Below are 16,078 nucleotides of genomic sequence, written 5' to 3'. Positions count from 1 at the left end.
ATCAAAGTTTCGGAACGCCTAATTTGGGGAGCCGTTACCTTCTGTTTGGTGGCGGTTGTTTTTTTGAGTAGTGCTGAAAAAGCAAAAGCCATATCCACCGATGGAGAGAAATACTTACAGATTTTGCATGAAGTCGTTTCTTATATTGAAAACGATTATGTGGACCCACAAGAAGAGAAAAAAATCTATACTGGGGCAATACTTGGGGCCTTACAGAGTTTAGGTGATCCACATACACGGTTTTTGGACACAGATGAATTTGGTGAATTACAAAATGAAACCAAAGGTAGTTTTGGAGGAATTGGTGTTGAGATTAGTTTTCAAGAAAACGCATTTATCATCGTGGCACCAATTGAAGGGACACCTGCTTGGAAGGCCGGACTCCAACCCCAGGATAAAATCATAGAAATCAACGGAAAAAGTACGAAGTCAGTTTCACTATCGGAATCAATTGCGATGATGCGTGGGGAGGTTGGTTCTTCTATTTCTATGAAGATTGAGAGAAAAGGAATCAAAGATCCTTTTGTGGTCAATTTGGTTCGAGAGCTCATTCAAATTCGATACGTCAGGTCACATTACCTTCCCGAAACAGAAACTGGTTATATCAAACTGGTTCAGTTTATGGGCAAAGAAACTACAACTAAAGAATTTGCTTCAGCTGTGACTGCTATGAAAGAAGCAGGAGCCAAAAAACTGGTGATTGATCTCCGTATGAATCCTGGTGGCCTTTTGGATTTAGCCATTGATCTTGCCGATCTGTTTTTACCACCGGATGCGGACATTGTGTCCGTAAAAGGACGAGGTGGAGTTCTTGTAAAAAGTTATAAAGCGGATAAAAAAGAAAAAAAGTTTTTAGATATCCCAATCGCTATTTTGGTGAATGGGGGCTCGGCTAGTGCTTCAGAGATTTTAGCAGGAGCCTTAAAAGATAACAAACGTGCTGTCGTGGTTGGTACCCAAAGTTTTGGGAAGGGGAGTGTTCAGTCTATTTTTCCTCTTTCGGGAGGAACCGCAGTTGCCATTACCATTCAAAAATATTACACACCTTCTGGAATTTCTATTCATGGAAAAGGAATCACTCCTGATTATGTTGTGAATCCGATTGCCGCAAGTGAAGATGAAAAATATGCTTTGGAAAAATTGTACAAGAAAAATTTAATTCGTCCATTTTTAGAAACACATACGGAATTCAACGAAGCCACCCTTAATGATTTTTCTGAGATTTTAAAAAAGGAAAATTTAAACATCTCGGATTCCGTCACTCGTATCTTTCTCTTTAATGAAATGAGAGTTGGTTCATCTAATACGAAACCAAGATTGGATTTGGACACCCAACTAGCCGAAGCCATTCGTATTTTGAAATAATGGCCTACGGGTTAGGCATCGAATCTAGTTGTGATGAAACTTCCATCGCCATTGTTCGGGATGGAAAGGAATTAATTTCCTTAAAAGTTTATAGCCAAATTGATTCCCATTCCCCCTACAGGGGGGTGGTCCCAGAAATAGCGTCCAGAGCTCATTTAGAGAAAATTAATACCCTTCTTGCCGTCTCGATGGAAGAGGCGGGTTTATCCTATTCGGATTTGGATTATGTGGCAGTCACCAGCTATCCAGGGTTAGTTGGATCTCTAATGATAGGTGCACAACTGGCTCGATGTATTTCTCTTGTTTTCGGAATCCCTATTGTTGCTGTAAACCACTTGGAAGCACATTTAGCTGTGATCGGGTTAGAAAGGGAACTACCTCCGTTTCCTTGGCTCGGAGTTCTTCTTTCTGGAGGAAATTCTTCGATTTATCTCTATAGAGGGTTTGGTGATCTGCAGATCCTTGCAGATACTCAGGATGATTCTCTTGGTGAGGCCTTTGATAAGGTCAGTGCTGTTTTGAACCTGCCCTATCCTGGGGGTCCTTATTTAGAAGCAAAGGCTGACTCCTACCAACCCACCAATGGAGAACCCAATCCCTTTCCCAAACTTTTAAAGGAAGATGGGGAAGACCGGATTCGTTTTTCCTACAGTGGCCTAAAGACAGCTGTTTTATATTTTTTGAAGGCAAATGCAACGGAACCCCCCGTTGAAAAAATTTCTTATTACTTCCAAAAGACAGCCTTTGAGCTTGTCACTCGGAACATTCGCAAAGCGATCCAGAAAACGGGAATTCGGACAGTGGTAGCAGCCGGTGGGGTTCTCGCCAATGGAACCCTTCGGGAGAATTTGGAGAAAGAAAAAGAAAGGTCTCGGTTTGACCTATTTTATCCTGGCAAAAAAATTTACTGCACAGATAACGGAGCGATGGTCGCATGTCTTGGATACTATCTTTGGAAACAAAAATCTGTAGTAGGGCTCGACTTTAAAGTAAGCCCAAAACGAAACTTTGAACAAATAATATGAAACTTAAATTAACTTGGATTCCGAATACACTCACTTTAGGCAACTTAACGTTGGGATTTGTGTCTATGCTTCTTGTCGCAGAAACCAATCCTTCTCAACCAAATTCCCATGAACTTTATTCGCTTGCGGGAGTCTTTATCATCTTAGCTGCGTTATTCGATGGTTTTGATGGAATGGCAGCTCGTGCATTGAATTGTACAAGTGAATTGGGAGCTGACCTAGATAGCCTTGCCGATTTAACAACCTTTGGAATCGCTCCAGGATTTTTATCGTACAAAATGTTCTTTTATGATATTAAATTGGATATCTTTGACAAACCAGATTATTTTCCCTTAGGAATGTTCATTGCGGCACTTTATCCGATATGCGCAGCTTACAGGTTGGCACGTTTTAATGTGGCACATGACCCAAAATCATTTAATGGACTTCCGTCTCCAGTGGCTGGGGTTGTGATTGGAATTTTTCCTTTGGTATTCTCCGTGTCACAAGTTCCTGTATGGATCGCCGTTGTATTTTTTGTATTCACTGCACTTCTTATGGTTTCCACCTTAAGATATAGCAAACCACAAGTGGCAATCCGTGGTCTTTTCTCTTGGAAAAAATTAGGGATTAGTATTTTGGGATTAGGGCTTTTGTTACTCACCATCGGATTTTATCAATGGCCTTATGTAATGTATGGTGCGGTTGGGTTTTATGTATTTTCTGGAATTGTTTCTTTTCTCATCCAAACCATCCAGGACTACCGGGTGTAGTTTTAGTCTGATTCTTTGAGTTGGAAAATATCAAGAAGGTTGGCTACGGTAAAGATCGTTTTTACTTCCTCTGAAAGATGGATGATACGGACTTGTTTTTTCTTTTCCTTAGTCCAACTGTAGGTATGGAGGAGAATTCCGATCCCGGAGGAATCTAAATAACTTAAGTTTTTAAAATCCAATACGAGTTCCTTGACATCTTCTGTATCAATCAAGGATTTGATGTCAGCTTTTAGTTTTGGTGTGTCTCGAAGGGACAAGGACCCTTTTAAGAGGACTATGGCTTTGTCGTTTTCTCGATTGATTTCATACTGAAACATAACTTCAGTTAAGACAACATCTGAAAGAACCAAATACAATCAAAAAACGTTTGATTTTTCAAAAAAGGACTCTAGAAAAAGAACAATGAAAATCAAGTTTTGGGGTGTCCGCGGATCGATTGGTTCACCCATTCGGCCTGAAAGTGTTAAACATAAAATTGAAAAAATTCTTTCTTTGGCAAGTCCCACCGACATTCAAAACGAACAAAGTATTCTTAGTTTCTTAAATTCTTTAAGTTTTTCTTCTTCATCAACTTACGGTGGTAATACGACTTGTGTTGAGATTCGAGATAAAGATGGAAATCTAATCATCATTGATGGGGGAACAGGGCTCCGTGAACTTGGCAACCAGATGATGGCTTCCGAATTTGGAAAAGGCACAGGCCATGCCTACTGGATCTTGACGCATACTCATTGGGATCATATCCAAGGGATTCCTTTTTTTGTTCCTCTATTTTTACCAGGTAATCATTTTGAATTTATTTCATGTATGAATGATGCTGAAAAAAGACTCGAGCACCAATTTGTATTCACCCATTTCCCAGTTTCTTTTGATCACTATACTGCCAATAAAACTTTTCAGTATATAGAAGAAGGAGAAACAATTTCTCTCGGCCCAAATATACAAGCCTTTAGCAAAGCGGTACGTCATCCTGGAGGAAGTTTCTCTTACCGATTTATGGAAGAGGGGAAGGCAATTATTTTTGCCTCAGATGCAGAATTCAATTTAGAAGAAATGGAAAATATTGATACCTATATTGATTATTTTCGAGATGCAGATGTTTTGGTTTTTGATACACAATATACATTCGAAGATTCACTCCAAAAAATTGATTGGGGTCATAGCTCGGCATCCATTGCCACTGACATTGCCCTACGTGCAAAGGTTAAAAAACTAGTCATGTTCCATCATGACCCCTCTTACGATGATGAGAAGTTGGATTTAGTATACTTACGAGCTCTCAAATACAAAGAGATGTTTGATCCCCATGGAAAATTAGAAATCATTATGGCTTATGAAGGTTTGGAAATAGAGGTTTAAGATGGCTAAAAAAAATTATATCATTGGAATTGATGCAGGGACTACTGGAATCAGGACATTTTGTTTTAACGATAAAGGAAAAGTCATTTCTTCTGCTTACCAAGAATTCAAACAGTATTATCCAAAACCAGGTTGGGTAGAACATGACCCTGAAGAGATCTGGGTCAAAACACAAAAACTTATTGGACAAGCCATTAAAAATGGAAAATTAAATCCGAAGGATGCTGTTGCTATTGGGATCACAAACCAACGAGAAACCTCTGTAGTTTGGGATAAAAAGACCGGCAAACCTGTGTATAACGCTATCGTCTGGCAATGCCGAAGAACATCTGATATTTGTAAGGACTTAAAAAAACAAAGTCTCGAATCAAATTTTCGAAACAAAACAGGTCTTGTTTTGGATGCTTATTTTTCTGGAACCAAAATCCAATGGATCCTTGATAACGTAAAGGGAGCTCGTGCGAAAGCAGAGAAGGGTGATTTGTTATTTGGAACCATCGACACTTGGTTGTTATACAAACTCACAGGTCACAAAGAACATAAAACCGATCATACCAATGCTTCAAGAACTCTCCTCTTTAATATCCAAACCAAAGAATGGGATGAGGAACTTTGTGAAATTTTACGTGTACCAATGTCAATGCTTCCGAAAGCATTTAACTCTCGAAATTTATTTGGATTCACATCGAATGTAAAATCCCTTCCTGATGGAATTCCGATTTCTTCTCTTGTTGGAGACCAACAAGGGGCTCTCTTTGGACAATTATGTACAGAACCAGGGGAAGCCAAAAATACCTATGGGACTGGATGTTTTTTACTCTTCAATGTTGGGGATGAATTTAGAATTTCAAACCAAGGACTCATCACCACATTGGCGCTCGGCCCTGAAGGTAAAACAGTTTATTGTTTGGAAGGATCTGTGTTCATCGGTGGAGCAGTGGTTCAGTTCCTTCGTGACAACTTAGAATTTTTCGAATACTCTAAGGATTCTGAAAAATTAGTTAAGGCCATCAAAACAAAAGATGATTTGGTTTTTGTTCCTGCGTTTGCGGGTCTTGGAGCTCCGCATTGGGACCAAGAAGCTCGTGGTGCGATCTTTGGACTTTCCCGTGACACCACTCCTGCGCAAATCACAAGAGCAGCCCTCAAGGCCATCGCTTTACAATCGTATGAGCTTGCCAATGCAATGGAAAAAGAAACAGGGAAACCATTGAAGTTCTTACGAGTTGACGGGGGAGCCACTTCGAATGCTTGGCTCATGCAATTCCAAGCTGACATATTAGGAACAAAAGTAATTCGTCCACAGAACGTAGACACAACCGTGCTCGGCGCCGCATATCTAGCAGGCCTTGAACGTGGGTTTTTTAAATCGGTTGCAAGCCTTAGAAAAGAAGAAACCAAAACCACTCAGTTTATCCCAAAAATGAAAGAGAATGAGAGGAAAGAGGAAATTGATAAATGGAATTGGGCCATAACACGGGTGAAAACGGGAAATTAAATTACTGCATTCACTGGACCTTGGCGGTAATGGATTTCGATTGTTCGTTGGTATCAATTGATACTGATAAAAATTTGAATCTAAAAAAAAATCATTACCGCTTGATTTCTTTTTTTTGCTGAATGTAACATAATCATTTGCGTTAAAGAAAAAATTAAAATGACTCTACCGACTGAACAAGAACCAACCAAATGGGAAAACTCAGTTGGCAAAAGAGTAACACCCCTGGCGAAATGATCCAAGAATAACTGGCGAGGATTTGAAATCCAAAGGTAAAAATTCCAAAAACAAAAACCAAACCGCCCCCCTTTCGTTTTCGAAAAGAGAAACTGTATAATAAAATGGCAAGAGCCAAAACGAGGGAGACCAAATGCATAGTTCCCACTTGCAAACTAAGAATGAAAACAATTGTCTCTACAGTAAGGGGATAAACATTCACTGGGTAAACCAGACGGCCAATGAGTAAATCGACGAGCACAAACATCGGCACAACCAATAGAAAAAACAAACCAGAGGCAAAGAGGGCAGAGGGTGACTCCTCTTTTTTCCAAGGATTTGTTAATAGATAAATGGATGGGAGTAACGCAAGAACCGCAAAGATTAAAATCTCATCGGCGATTTGTAGGTAAAATTTCGAATCCAAAATCCATTGTTGTAATTGGTTGATTTCGTTTGGTGGCGAAGGAATCTGAAATGATACAAAGTAATAACTGGCAAATAACAAACTACTCAGAAGAAAAGGGAGTCGTTTGTAGTTTCGGAAAGGATAAATTGCCTGATTCATGGCTTAGTATAGAACTAAAGAAACATTTGAGTCTAGAGAAAAAGTATGTGGTTGTGATTAAATTTTAGTAATCAAACCACAGAAGAGAAAACTCAAAAGGTTTCCTTTCTTTGGTTATCCCTCCACCTACAAGAAAAATCCCTGTAGGGTAATAAGGAATTTCAATGAGTAGGTCAGGGGGAAGTCTGTGAAATTCTTTTGATTCGATTTCTTTTCGTGATAAAAAGAAATCAAATCGTAAACTTTCCATCCAATCATTTGTCTTAAAATAAAGTTTTGTAGCCGTCCTCCCGTAAAAGAGAAGAGAATTCCCATCAATAAAAAATTGGAATTTGTCTGCATTGGTAAAGAGAACCTCTTCCTTTTGTTCCTCTTCTCCTTTTTCCCTGTAAGTAAAGATGGATCCTTCTTCATAATAAATATTTCTCGCAAACCGTTTGTAAAGTTCAGTCTCAATCAGGGAAATTAAATCTTCGCCTTCTTGAGGTTTTTTTGTTGGTCCATCTAAAATTTGTTTCATTTTGTTTTTAGAAATAGAAGACCGAATCACCTCATATACAGGTTTTGAAAGACTAGGAAGAATGTATTTGATAAAACGTTCATCATGATCGCGAAGGATTTCTTGTAAAAAGTTTCCATGGATCATGGGAATCATTTCTACGGTAAACATCTGTTTGTTTAAAAATTTTGCAAATTCGGGTTCATGGCGAAATAAATTAGAAACAATGGTTTCCTCTTCTTTTGGGGTTCCCGAAAAAAGAATGGTGACCAACCGAAAGAGAAAGGTTTTACTTTTGGCATCAAAGTATAAGGATTCAATTTTTTCCCGCACTAAGTTTTCCGACAGTTCTGGATGGATGATGTCTCGCAAAGATAAATACTTTGCCGCTTGGAACTGGTCTCTTTTCCCTCTGTATAAATAGGAGGGAGAATTTCGGATTCCACCTATCGTTTTGGTTATCGAAGAAAAACCTGGTTTGGGTTTGGATTCTTGGTCCTTGGAAACCTTCATACTACCCATGTAAGTTGGTGTGACTACAGGTTTTGCAACAAAGGTTTGCCTATTGTAATGCAGCTCATATAAAAATTGAGGAAAAAGAATGGGATCTGAGGTGACAGAGGGAAGTTCTGGAATCTTTTTTTTAAGGATTGGGTAGAATGGAAGAATGGAAGTCTGGATGCGGGCCACTGAGTCCGCACTGGCTAAAAAAAAATGATAATTGTTTCCTTGCCTGTAAATCAAAGGGGTGGAGATTTTTTTAGTTTTTTCTGAATTCTGATTCTAAAGTGTTCCCAATTATAATCTGTTTTTAAAATTTCCAACTCATTTTCCACCCCGAACCGCATGAAGTCATAAATCTCTTCATGATCCATTCCCACAACGATCGAAAGGTCTTGGATGACTCGTAACAATCGTCTCGCATCGCGATCACTGAGTGCAAAGGTTTCTAAAAGTCTTTTTTCGAATTCCGTTAGTTGGATCAAGGGAACCTAAAACGCAGCCACAAGGATGGTTTCGATTTCATTTTTGGGAAGTTCTCTAGGAAGACAATCAAGAAACGAGTATGTTGCTGCCAAGGTCGCAATCCCCGGTAAGTCGATTTTTTTCACTTCGTATTCCGACAACCTTTGTGGAATGCGAAGTTCCAAATAAATTTTACGAATTCCTTCTACCGCTTTGATGGCAGCTTCAATCACGGAAATATTCGTGACATCTTCATCCAGAGCTCTTGCAATCATTACATATTTACCTGCAGAGGAGGTCAGGTTGTATTCCATAACATGTGGGAGTAGGATCGACATACTTTGAAAAATATCTAAATTCGTTACAGTTGTGACCGCAAGTGACAATGCATAACAGAGTCCAAGACTACTTGTGGATTGTGCAATTCCCGCAAGGAGACTTGCCGCATAAATTGAGTTTTTTGGTCCTAAGTTTCTTGGTTCACGAATGGCGGGTACAATGTTTTTGGAGATAAGTTCGATGGAACGTAGGGCGGTCGATGAGGTAATCTCATTGGCATACTTAGAAAGGATACTATCGACTGCCGCCGATAAAATGGAAATTCCGGTTTTCGCAGTTTCGGAACTAGACATCCCAGCCCCAATTTTAGGATCAGAAACAATCAATTCCGGGAAGGCCCATTCGTGAGCAAAGTATTTTCTATTTTTATCTTTATCATCCACAATCGAAAAGAAAGGAGAACATTCATTTCCGAGTAGGGGCTTTGTGGGAACAACGATTAAAGGAAGGCCTTTTTTCTTGGGTTGTTTTTTTCCGATGAGGAGTTCTTCTGCAAAAAGATCATTGGTTGCAAGTAGTGATGCCGCCTTACCTGCGTTTACTGATTCAAACGAGCCATAAGCAACAACACAATCTGCATTGGAAATTCTAAGGAAGTGGGCACATGAATCTAAATCTTTAAAATGGACTCGGTCTACAATATCATCGTAGATGATCACACCTTCAGCGTGTTTTTCGAGACTAGTTTTGATGATAGAAAGTTCTTCTGCGTTCTCTAATTCTTTTTGTGTCGTGATGAGAACAACACGAGAACCAATGTTTTTAACAAATGATCCAAGTTTATATCCACAATCGATTTCGAAGTGAATTTTGGGTGGGAATTGAAAATTGATCCATTCGGGGAGAACTGGCATACGATCCCCTAATTATGATTCGGCGGAGTTAGAGAAATCCTCGGAGAGGACAATAAAAAAGGATCCCTCACCTCCCGTCCTTTTTACTGTTGTCCGAGGAAAGTTGACGCGATTTGGTCGGAGATTTTGTCCAACATCTCTGTGGAGAGATTGTCATAGTCACCGTTTTTCAATCGTTCTTTGATCGCTTTGATTTTTTCCGTACGATCTTCTTCTGGAGGAGCCTGTACGATTTGTTTTGCGATTTGTTTAACTTCAGCTTGTAATTTTGCTTCCGATGCAATTTTTTTGGCAGCATCAGAGATCGAAATTGTATCTACAGGTGCTTGCGTTTCGGTTTCTTTTGGGCCTTGAGTTTTTTTTGGTTCGTACCCGTAACCACCAACTCGTCCTACTTTGTCGACGTTCATATATTTAGTCCTCTTCCTACATCACATATCGGAGGAATCTGAATTTCCCTTAAGTGTTTTTTTTCGATGGTTTAAGAGAAAAACAAACTCTCCCTTGGCATTTGGCGGATCTTTTGCCAATTCCCTAGGATTTGCATAGTAAAGTACCTCTTCAAAGGTCTTTGTCAACTCCCTTCCCACAAGCACTTCCGTTTCCGGAAAGAGCTCTTCGAGCATTGGGTAGAGTCTCGGAAGTTTGTGGACAGATTCATAAAAAACAACAAGTCCATCGATCTCAGAGGCTCTTTCTAATTCTCGGCGTTTTTTACTCGGTTTTTCAGACAGGAAACCCAAAAAATATGTGGGATTGACCTGAAATCCAGAAACAGACAAAAGAGCCGTGAGAGCGGAAGCACCTGGAACCGGGACGATCCGAATTCCCTTTTCCCGGGCGATGCGGACCATCTGGCTACCGGGATCCGAAACCCCCGGGGTTCCTGCATCGGATACCAAGGCCATCGATTTCCCTGCCTTTAGTTGGTCTAAGACATTGGCAAATGGCGTTTCCGAACTGTCTTTATAAAGGGCAAGTACCGGAGTCGTGATTTCTAATTTGGAAAATAGAGAACGAGTTTCTTTTGCCGATTCGCAAAGGACTAGGTCCACCTCTTTAAAGATTTCTAAGGCACGTAGTGTGATGTCTCCCAAGTTTCCGATAGGAGTTGCCACGACATAAAGAGAACCTGTTTCCCGTTTATGGGCCAACGTATTGGCATCCTGGAGGTGATTGGCCCGCAGGGCATGTGCAACCGAGATCGTTATTTCCTTTGGTGCAAGGATTACAGGCAGTTCCTAGAGCACAGGCACTGGGTGTGCCGCAAGCCGGATTGGCGCAAGTAGATGTATTACAACCAGCCCCTGTGGCACAAAGTGTTTGGATGTCATTTACCCGGTTGGGGATGGCACAGGTACTCACTGCCGTGGAAGGGTTGGAGATCAGTCCACCTGTGAGCATAGACCGCATCGTAAAATTGTAAATTTGGCATTTTTGAAAGAATTCTGCCCCAGGAGGAGGAACCGCAAACCGAATTCGTTTGGTTACAACTTTATTGGAGGAAGTTGAGGCTTCATAAGGGAGGTGGGGAAAACTGGGTTGAACCCCATCTTCTAACCACTCTCCTTGGATGGTTTGGATGATTCCAGGGAAAGCTGTGGTCACATAGAGATTGTACCCCTGAAACTGGGGTTCTCTGTTGGTGACAAAATAACGTAAAATAAATTCAGGTCTTGGGTCAGCATTGTAATTGAAAAAATCGGTTTGGTAATCGTTGGTAATGTTGCTATTGACCGCCACAACCGAAAGAATCTGTGGCACATTGGGCGGAACCAAAAAAACAAAGGGTGCCACGGGTGTATCTGTATTGATCCCGCAGTGAAAAAAAGAGAGAAAAGATATGCAGATTAAGTAAATTGGATGTAAAGAGGGAAAACGCATTCTATTTCTCGTTTCCCTTCCAAGTTTTCAGGAATTCAATCTATGGGAATCCAAAAAAAATTACTCTTTGTCTCTATCGCACTGATTGGGCTTTTTTTTCTCATCTTACTTGTAATGGGTGGAGAGGATGAAGAAGAGGCTCGCCGTAAAAAAGAAAGAGGGTCTCAAGCCCTTGCCCTATTTGGAGGTGGAAGCAGCAACCCGAAAGGAACCAATCGTTTGGGGGTACGTGGGGAAGATGCAGGTTCCATCTTCGATTCCGACTATTACAATGCTGGTGGGATGCGTTATGAAGAAGATGGCAATCTTGCAGGCTCAGAATCGGGCGAAGTTCCCATCAATCCGCAAACTGGAAAACCATATCCTCCCGAGGCCATGCAGGCTTTTGAAGAGCTGCGAGAACAATTTCCTGATAATGATTTGATTCCGAAACGAACCACCGCCGAAGAGAAAAAAAAGGCAGCTGAATTTAATCAAAAACTATCACGAGCCACAAACTCCGTATTTGGCGGAAATGCAAATGCAACGGATGTTGCCTTGTATTATAACCATGTTCGAAAACAAGGAAAAGATCGATTGGAAATCATTAACTACCTGATTGAATCTCAAGGCGGAGATGATCCAGAGATGGATAAAAAATTCCAAGAAATTTTGAAAAACATTCAATACCAAAACGAACAGGTGGAAAAAGAAGCAGCTGGCGCTTTTGAAAAAGCAGGCCTTCCTCCTCCAAATTAAATTTCGCCAGAGAGGATGGGATATCGGTAACTGGATTTTGGATCTAGGCCATACACATCCAAATGGAATGAGGGAGGGAGCCTCTCTCGTTTCCATTGCGAAGTCATAAATAATTTTTTAAATTTTTTGATATAACCCAAGAGGGTCTCTGCTGATTCCCATGGGAATTCTTGTTTTAACAATTCAAAACAATTTTCTTCCTTTATGCTTTGGTACACTAGTTTCTCTTCAATCGATTGTAAGATGGGATAAGGCATTAAGTCTTTCTCATCTTCTTGGTTTTCTGAGAGTGGTTTTAGTTCAGCAGTTGGTTTTGTATTTCGTAAAACTCGAATGGATTCTTTTGGTGAGATAAAACGATTGTTCCCATTTTGGATATCGTCCAAAAAGTCTAATAAAAATTCCTTACTAACGCCTGCTAGTGGAGCGATTGATCCAGAAGAATCGCCATCCATGGTTGTATATCCAACGGCTGCTTCACTTCTATTTCCAGTCGAGATTAACAAATGCCCTTCCAGGTTGGCAAGTAACCAAACCAAAGGAGAACGAACCCTTGCTTGGATATTTTGTAAAGGTAAGTCGTGTTCTTTCCAATTCAAAGTTTTTCCAAGTACGGATTCAATTAATTGGACTGAGGCAGATACTGCAGAATCGATTGTAATGGAATAAAAACGACAACCAAGTTCTTCGCTTAAGGTTTTTGCGATTTCCTCGGTAAGATTCGAATTGTTTTCTGTTTTTTGGTATATTGTTACTAGAAGGTGTTTCTCATCTATACCAAGAGAACCAAAGATCGAATCACTATTTTCTCGTTTTGCGATTTCCTTCATTGTATGGACAAGTAGGGCACAAGTGGCACTGTCAGCTCCTCCAGATAAAGAAAGGGTGAATCCTTTTGTTTTTGATTTTCGCAAATAATCGTAAAGTCCAAGACAAACCGCTTTTGTAAACTCTTCGTAATCACTAAGATGGATAGAGGACAAATCTTCCATTTTAGGAATCTCTTTTCGTTTGTCTAATAGAGAAAATCCATGAGTTCTTTGATTCTTTTCATCAAAGAAATGTTTTAGTTCGATTGTAGGGATTTCTCGACTCCCATCCTTTGGTTTTGGACTTCGAAAAGACCTGGCTTTCGATGCACGGAGTTCGATTGGATCAAAACCATAAGAAGTTATTTGGAAAGGAGAAAAGGAAAGTCTTGGGCCTTCTTTGACAATATTTCCTGCAGAAGCAAAAATGGCTCCGCCTTCAAAGATGATCCTTCCTGATTCATTTCCAGTAAGGTTTGTAAACACTTGTAAGTTGCACTGATTTCTACTGGATTCTGTAAAGATTTGCCTTCGAATTTTTTGTTTCCCGATGGCAAAATGGGAGGCACCAGGGGAAAACAATACATCGATTCCTTGTAGAGAATAGAAAGATGAAGGTTTTTGGACGGACCAACTGTCTTCACAAATCTCCACTCCAAACTTCCAATCTTTCGTTTGGAAAATAAAATGCCCAAAAGGAACTTCGTCACCTGCAAAGTTAATGGTTTTATTTAAAAATTCTGATTCGGAATGAAACCATCTTCGTTCATAGTGTACGCCTGTATTGGCTAAATTGAGTTTAGGGATCACTGCGATTACCTTTCCACCAAAGAGGACTGCCATGCAGTTATATAAAAAAGAACCAACAAATACGGGAAGACCAACAAGGATGATTTGGGTTTTTGAAACAGCCTTTAATTTTTCGATGATTTCTTCGGAACGATTCCAGACAAAAGGTTTGTAAAAAGCATCCTCACATCCGTACCCTGAAATACAAAGTTCTGGAAAAAGGATGCAGTCTGCGTCCGTCGCTTCTGGATTTTCGATTGCCTTTTTAATGGATTCATAGTTCCCCAAAAAGTCAAGGGGAGTTGTATTCAATGTTACGGCGGCAATTTTAATTTTGGGCATTGGTGAAAACTCGGTTATAAATCTTATCCGACGCACCTCTGTTTTCTACAACAAAGTTTCGATTCCCATTTCCCATCTTTTCTCTTAAGGTTTGATCTTTTGTAAGTAAGTGAAATTTTTCAATAAATTTCAATCCTGTCTCGGTTTGAAAAAGTCCACCTAACTCTCGCATGACGATTGCTTCGGGCGCATTGTAAATTTTGGGTCCAGTGATGACGGGAAGTCCTAAAGCAGCAGGTTCGATTGTATTATGAACCCGGTGTAACCAAGCACCACCTACATATGCAAAACTTCCATATTGGTAGGCAAATGCCAAAATTCCCATAAGATCAAAAAGAAGAAATTTAGGCAAAGGGTCACCTTGGATTCTTTTTGAAAACACTCCCACCGATCCATATTTTTCCAAATTCGAAATAAAATCTTTCATGCGAGTTTTTTCCCATTTATGAGGAAAAATCCAATAATAAGAATCATCAGAATGTTTTTTTAAATAATCTGTAAAATGTTCTTCGCAAATTCCATATGTGGAACCAAGAATGATTGGTTTGTTTTTGGATAAAAAATCTTTTTGTTCTGAAAGAAAATTGGTAAACAAAGGGTTTGGTAATTTGGTTTCTAATTTGTTCAGAACAGATTCAAATCTTGTATCACCTAATACACAAAAGTCGGTTGTTTTTGTTACAAGGCCTTCGAATTCTTTTGCCATTAGTTCATGGCTTGGGTAAATTCCCGTTAGATAACGAAAGGAGGCCTTGGTTAGGGTACGAATGAGTGGGTTTTTTCTGGAAGACCCAGAAGACAAACTAGCGCAGGCAAGATAAGACTTGGTTCCCATCTGATATGCTTTTTTTAAAAGATTGGGCCAAGTATCCCAGGCCATCACAAAGAGAACTTTGGGTTGGAAATGAGAAAAAATTTGATCATATGCGCCTGCTCTATCTAGAGGAAGATAAAAATACACATCAGCCAATGGATCGTGAAAGGAAGTTTCTTTTACGGAAGAAGAGAATACTGATTGGATGATAAAAACATTTTTGTTTTTTTTTCGGATGGTTTCTGTCAGGGCTTTCGCCTGGTCGAGTTCACCCACACTGGCCGCATGAAGCCAAACAACAAATTTTCCATTTGCAGATTTGGAAAAAATTTGATGAAGAGAACGATTTCTTTTTTCTAATTCTTCTCTTATTTGTTTTACGAATAAGGATAAAAATTTTAAAATCCAATCAATTTTGAAAACAAGAATGTTGTAAAAAAAATATGCCATTTAGCGTTTGTTACCCCAGGTATCGTTCACTTCCGAACCAGGGTAGATGAAAGTTCTTTTATCAATGACAAAACTCAAATTGTCAAAGTATAAATGAAACTCTCCTTTCTTTTGTGAAGCTAAACTTTTTAGTCGAAAGGAGGCAAAAGAAATGGGAAAAGACATCGATTGGATGAGCCTAGTGTTTTCTTTTGGAAGGTTGATGGTAAATTCTAATCTTCTCCATCCCACAAAATTCAAAGTCCCCAAATCAAAATACAAATCCTTGGATTTTTTTTGTGAAAGCCCCATACTTAAATTAATATGATGGCCTTCTGAATACACCCAAAGGATTCCTTGGATGGGCATTCCCAGTGGCATCAGAATAGGCTCTTTCGGTCGAATCTCCCAATGATCAAGCCTTGGATTCTCTACATAACTTTGGACAAGGAAACTGGTTTGGTTTTGGAGGTTCGGATATCCCGATTCTTTGAGAATGTTTGTTTCCTGCAAAAATGCCTCTGATTTTGGAATGGAGGCTGTAAACTGTGTGAGGGTCAAAAAGGAATCCACTCGGTAAAAATCCCAAGGCCTTTCTCCTTCAAAGTCCTCCACAAGAAAGAGAAGGTAACTTGTATCGATGGTGAGAGCTGATTTTAAAATTTGAACTCGGCCCAATTCATCGGGATCATGTGGCCTCGGAAGAGACAAAAGACGGGAAATCATGAGTAGGAAACCCAAACCGATTGTGATTTTTTTTGCAAAGTTCATGATTTCTCACTTTTCGAAAACCCAAAAACGTGTACTCTGTTTTTATCAAAGGAAAGGA

The 16,078-nt window shown here is 39.8% G+C and carries 17 protein-coding genes; 6 read left to right on the top strand and 11 right to left on the bottom strand.

Going from position 1 to position 16,078, the window contains the following annotated elements; all coding sequences use genetic code 11:
- Genes CLV96_RS04495 through CLV96_RS04485 form a run of 3 tightly spaced genes read left to right on the top strand, consistent with a single transcriptional unit; the run spans window position 1 to window position 3,142 of the window.
- Entirely contained in the window at window positions 1-1,365 is a 1,365-nt protein-coding gene (locus tag CLV96_RS04495; protein WP_035983884.1) for a S41 family peptidase, read from the top strand.
- Window positions 1,365-2,390, top strand: a complete 1,026-nt coding sequence (gene tsaD, locus CLV96_RS04490) for a tRNA (adenosine(37)-N6)-threonylcarbamoyltransferase complex transferase subunit TsaD (protein WP_004788735.1) — start codon at window positions 1,365-1,367, stop codon at window positions 2,388-2,390. The genes CLV96_RS04495 and tsaD overlap by 1 nt, the downstream gene beginning before the upstream one ends.
- On the top strand, window positions 2,387-3,142 hold the full coding sequence (locus CLV96_RS04485) for a CDP-alcohol phosphatidyltransferase family protein (protein ID WP_035983779.1): 756 nt from the start codon (window positions 2,387-2,389) through the stop codon (window positions 3,140-3,142). Before tsaD ends, CLV96_RS04485 begins: the two co-directional genes overlap by 4 nt.
- Window positions 3,143-3,144: 2 nt before the next feature.
- Here CLV96_RS04485 and CLV96_RS04480 read toward each other — a convergent pair whose 3' ends face one another.
- Window positions 3,145-3,495, bottom strand: a complete 351-nt coding sequence (locus tag CLV96_RS04480) for an STAS domain-containing protein (RefSeq protein ID WP_243836402.1) — start codon at window positions 3,493-3,495, stop codon at window positions 3,145-3,147.
- A gap of 52 nt (window positions 3,496-3,547) precedes the next feature.
- On the opposite strand from CLV96_RS04480, the gene CLV96_RS04475 reads away from it, so the two are divergent.
- Both CLV96_RS04475 and glpK read left to right on the top strand, forming a co-directional pair.
- The gene (locus tag CLV96_RS04475) at window positions 3,548-4,504 is read left to right on the top strand and encodes an MBL fold metallo-hydrolase (protein ID WP_004789149.1); all 957 of its coding nucleotides are present in this window, start codon (window positions 3,548-3,550) and stop codon (window positions 4,502-4,504) included.
- A 1-nt stretch (window position 4,505) separates the two neighbouring features.
- Window positions 4,506-6,002 carry a glycerol kinase GlpK gene (gene glpK / locus CLV96_RS04470; protein WP_004788471.1) on the top strand — a complete coding sequence of 499 codons (1,497 nt, stop codon included), beginning with the start codon at window positions 4,506-4,508 and terminating at the stop codon, window positions 6,000-6,002.
- Between the two features lie 154 nt (window positions 6,003-6,156).
- Here the strand turns inward: glpK and CLV96_RS04465 are convergent, their stop codons facing one another.
- The 7 genes from CLV96_RS04465 to CLV96_RS04435 form a co-directional block, all read right to left on the bottom strand.
- The gene (locus CLV96_RS04465; protein WP_243836401.1) at window positions 6,157-6,786 is read right to left on the bottom strand and encodes a hypothetical protein; all 630 of its coding nucleotides are present in this window, start codon (window positions 6,784-6,786) and stop codon (window positions 6,157-6,159) included.
- Between the two features lie 64 nt (window positions 6,787-6,850).
- A complete protein-coding gene (locus CLV96_RS04460; RefSeq protein WP_040917606.1) occupies window positions 6,851-8,029 on the bottom strand; it encodes a FliG C-terminal domain-containing protein in 1,179 nt (392 codons plus the stop codon).
- A complete protein-coding gene (locus CLV96_RS04455; RefSeq protein WP_004788827.1) occupies window positions 8,026-8,271 on the bottom strand; it encodes a hypothetical protein in 246 nt (81 codons plus the stop codon). The genes CLV96_RS04460 and CLV96_RS04455 overlap by 4 nt, the downstream gene beginning before the upstream one ends.
- A 6-nt stretch (window positions 8,272-8,277) precedes the next feature.
- Complete coding sequence (locus CLV96_RS04450; protein WP_004789281.1) at window positions 8,278-9,444, bottom strand: iron-containing alcohol dehydrogenase; 1,167 nt, start codon at window positions 9,442-9,444, stop codon at window positions 8,278-8,280.
- Between the two features lie 83 nt (window positions 9,445-9,527).
- On the bottom strand, window positions 9,528-9,854 hold the full coding sequence (locus CLV96_RS04445; protein ID WP_004788968.1) for a flagellar biosynthesis anti-sigma factor FlgM: 327 nt from the start codon (window positions 9,852-9,854) through the stop codon (window positions 9,528-9,530).
- Window positions 9,855-9,875: 21 nt separating this feature from the next.
- Window positions 9,876-10,598, bottom strand: a complete 723-nt coding sequence (gene rsmI / locus CLV96_RS04440) for a 16S rRNA (cytidine(1402)-2'-O)-methyltransferase (protein WP_004788438.1) — start codon at window positions 10,596-10,598, stop codon at window positions 9,876-9,878.
- Window positions 10,588-11,328, bottom strand: a complete 741-nt coding sequence (locus CLV96_RS04435; RefSeq protein WP_004788952.1) for an LIC11073 family putative lipoprotein — start codon at window positions 11,326-11,328, stop codon at window positions 10,588-10,590. Before CLV96_RS04435 ends, rsmI begins: the two co-directional genes overlap by 11 nt.
- A gap of 42 nt (window positions 11,329-11,370) precedes the next feature.
- Here CLV96_RS04435 and CLV96_RS04430 point away from each other — a divergent pair, with 42 nt between their 5' ends.
- Window positions 11,371-12,066: an LIC_20245 family lipoprotein gene (locus CLV96_RS04430; RefSeq protein ID WP_004788944.1), complete on the top strand. Its 696-nt coding sequence runs from the start codon at window positions 11,371-11,373 to the stop codon at window positions 12,064-12,066.
- Here CLV96_RS04430 and nadE read toward each other — a convergent pair.
- From nadE to CLV96_RS04415, 3 genes are read right to left on the bottom strand one after another with little or no spacing between them, the layout of a single operon-like run.
- Window positions 12,063-14,006, bottom strand: a complete 1,944-nt coding sequence (gene nadE / locus CLV96_RS04425) for an NAD(+) synthase (protein WP_004788831.1) — start codon at window positions 14,004-14,006, stop codon at window positions 12,063-12,065. The two genes, CLV96_RS04430 and nadE, sit on opposite strands and share 4 nt — an antisense overlap.
- Window positions 13,993-15,270: a 3-deoxy-D-manno-octulosonic acid transferase gene (locus tag CLV96_RS04420; protein WP_004788746.1), complete on the bottom strand. Its 1,278-nt coding sequence runs from the start codon at window positions 15,268-15,270 to the stop codon at window positions 13,993-13,995. The genes nadE and CLV96_RS04420 overlap by 14 nt, the downstream gene beginning before the upstream one ends.
- Window positions 15,271-16,020, bottom strand: a complete 750-nt coding sequence (locus CLV96_RS04415) for a flagellar filament outer layer protein FlaA (RefSeq protein WP_004788783.1) — start codon at window positions 16,018-16,020, stop codon at window positions 15,271-15,273. It lies immediately after the preceding gene.
- Between the last annotated feature and the right edge of the window lie 58 nt (window positions 16,021-16,078).

Source organism: Leptospira meyeri (genome assembly GCF_004368965.1).
Lineage (GTDB): Bacteria > Spirochaetota > Leptospiria > Leptospirales > Leptospiraceae > Leptospira_A > Leptospira_A meyeri.
This window is presented reverse-complemented; position numbering and strand designations above follow the sequence as displayed.

What these genes read in the sequence shown, in the direction of transcription:
- CLV96_RS04485 (WP_035983779.1), top strand. Translation starts at nt 2,387, where the DNA reads ATGAAACTTAAATTAACTTGGATTCCGAATACACTCACTTTAGGCAAC.
- CLV96_RS04475 (WP_004789149.1), top strand. Translation starts at nt 3,548, where the DNA reads ATGAAAATCAAGTTTTGGGGTGTCCGCGGATCGATTGGTTCACCCATT.
- CLV96_RS04435 (WP_004788952.1), bottom strand. Translation starts at nt 11,328, where the DNA reads ATGCGTTTTCCCTCTTTACATCCAATTTACTTAATCTGCATATCTTTT.
- CLV96_RS04450 (WP_004789281.1), bottom strand. Translation starts at nt 9,444, where the DNA reads ATGCCAGTTCTCCCCGAATGGATCAATTTTCAATTCCCACCCAAAATT.
- glpK (WP_004788471.1), top strand. Translation starts at nt 4,506, where the DNA reads ATGGCTAAAAAAAATTATATCATTGGAATTGATGCAGGGACTACTGGA.
- CLV96_RS04420 (WP_004788746.1), bottom strand. Translation starts at nt 15,270, where the DNA reads ATGGCATATTTTTTTTACAACATTCTTGTTTTCAAAATTGATTGGATT.
- CLV96_RS04415 (WP_004788783.1), bottom strand. Translation starts at nt 16,020, where the DNA reads ATGAACTTTGCAAAAAAAATCACAATCGGTTTGGGTTTCCTACTCATG.
- CLV96_RS04430 (WP_004788944.1), top strand. Translation starts at nt 11,371, where the DNA reads ATGGGAATCCAAAAAAAATTACTCTTTGTCTCTATCGCACTGATTGGG.
- CLV96_RS04445 (WP_004788968.1), bottom strand. Translation starts at nt 9,854, where the DNA reads ATGAACGTCGACAAAGTAGGACGAGTTGGTGGTTACGGGTACGAACCA.
- tsaD (WP_004788735.1), top strand. Translation starts at nt 1,365, where the DNA reads ATGGCCTACGGGTTAGGCATCGAATCTAGTTGTGATGAAACTTCCATC.
- CLV96_RS04465 (WP_243836401.1), bottom strand. Translation starts at nt 6,786, where the DNA reads ATGAATCAGGCAATTTATCCTTTCCGAAACTACAAACGACTCCCTTTT.
- nadE (WP_004788831.1), bottom strand. Translation starts at nt 14,006, where the DNA reads ATGCCCAAAATTAAAATTGCCGCCGTAACATTGAATACAACTCCCCTT.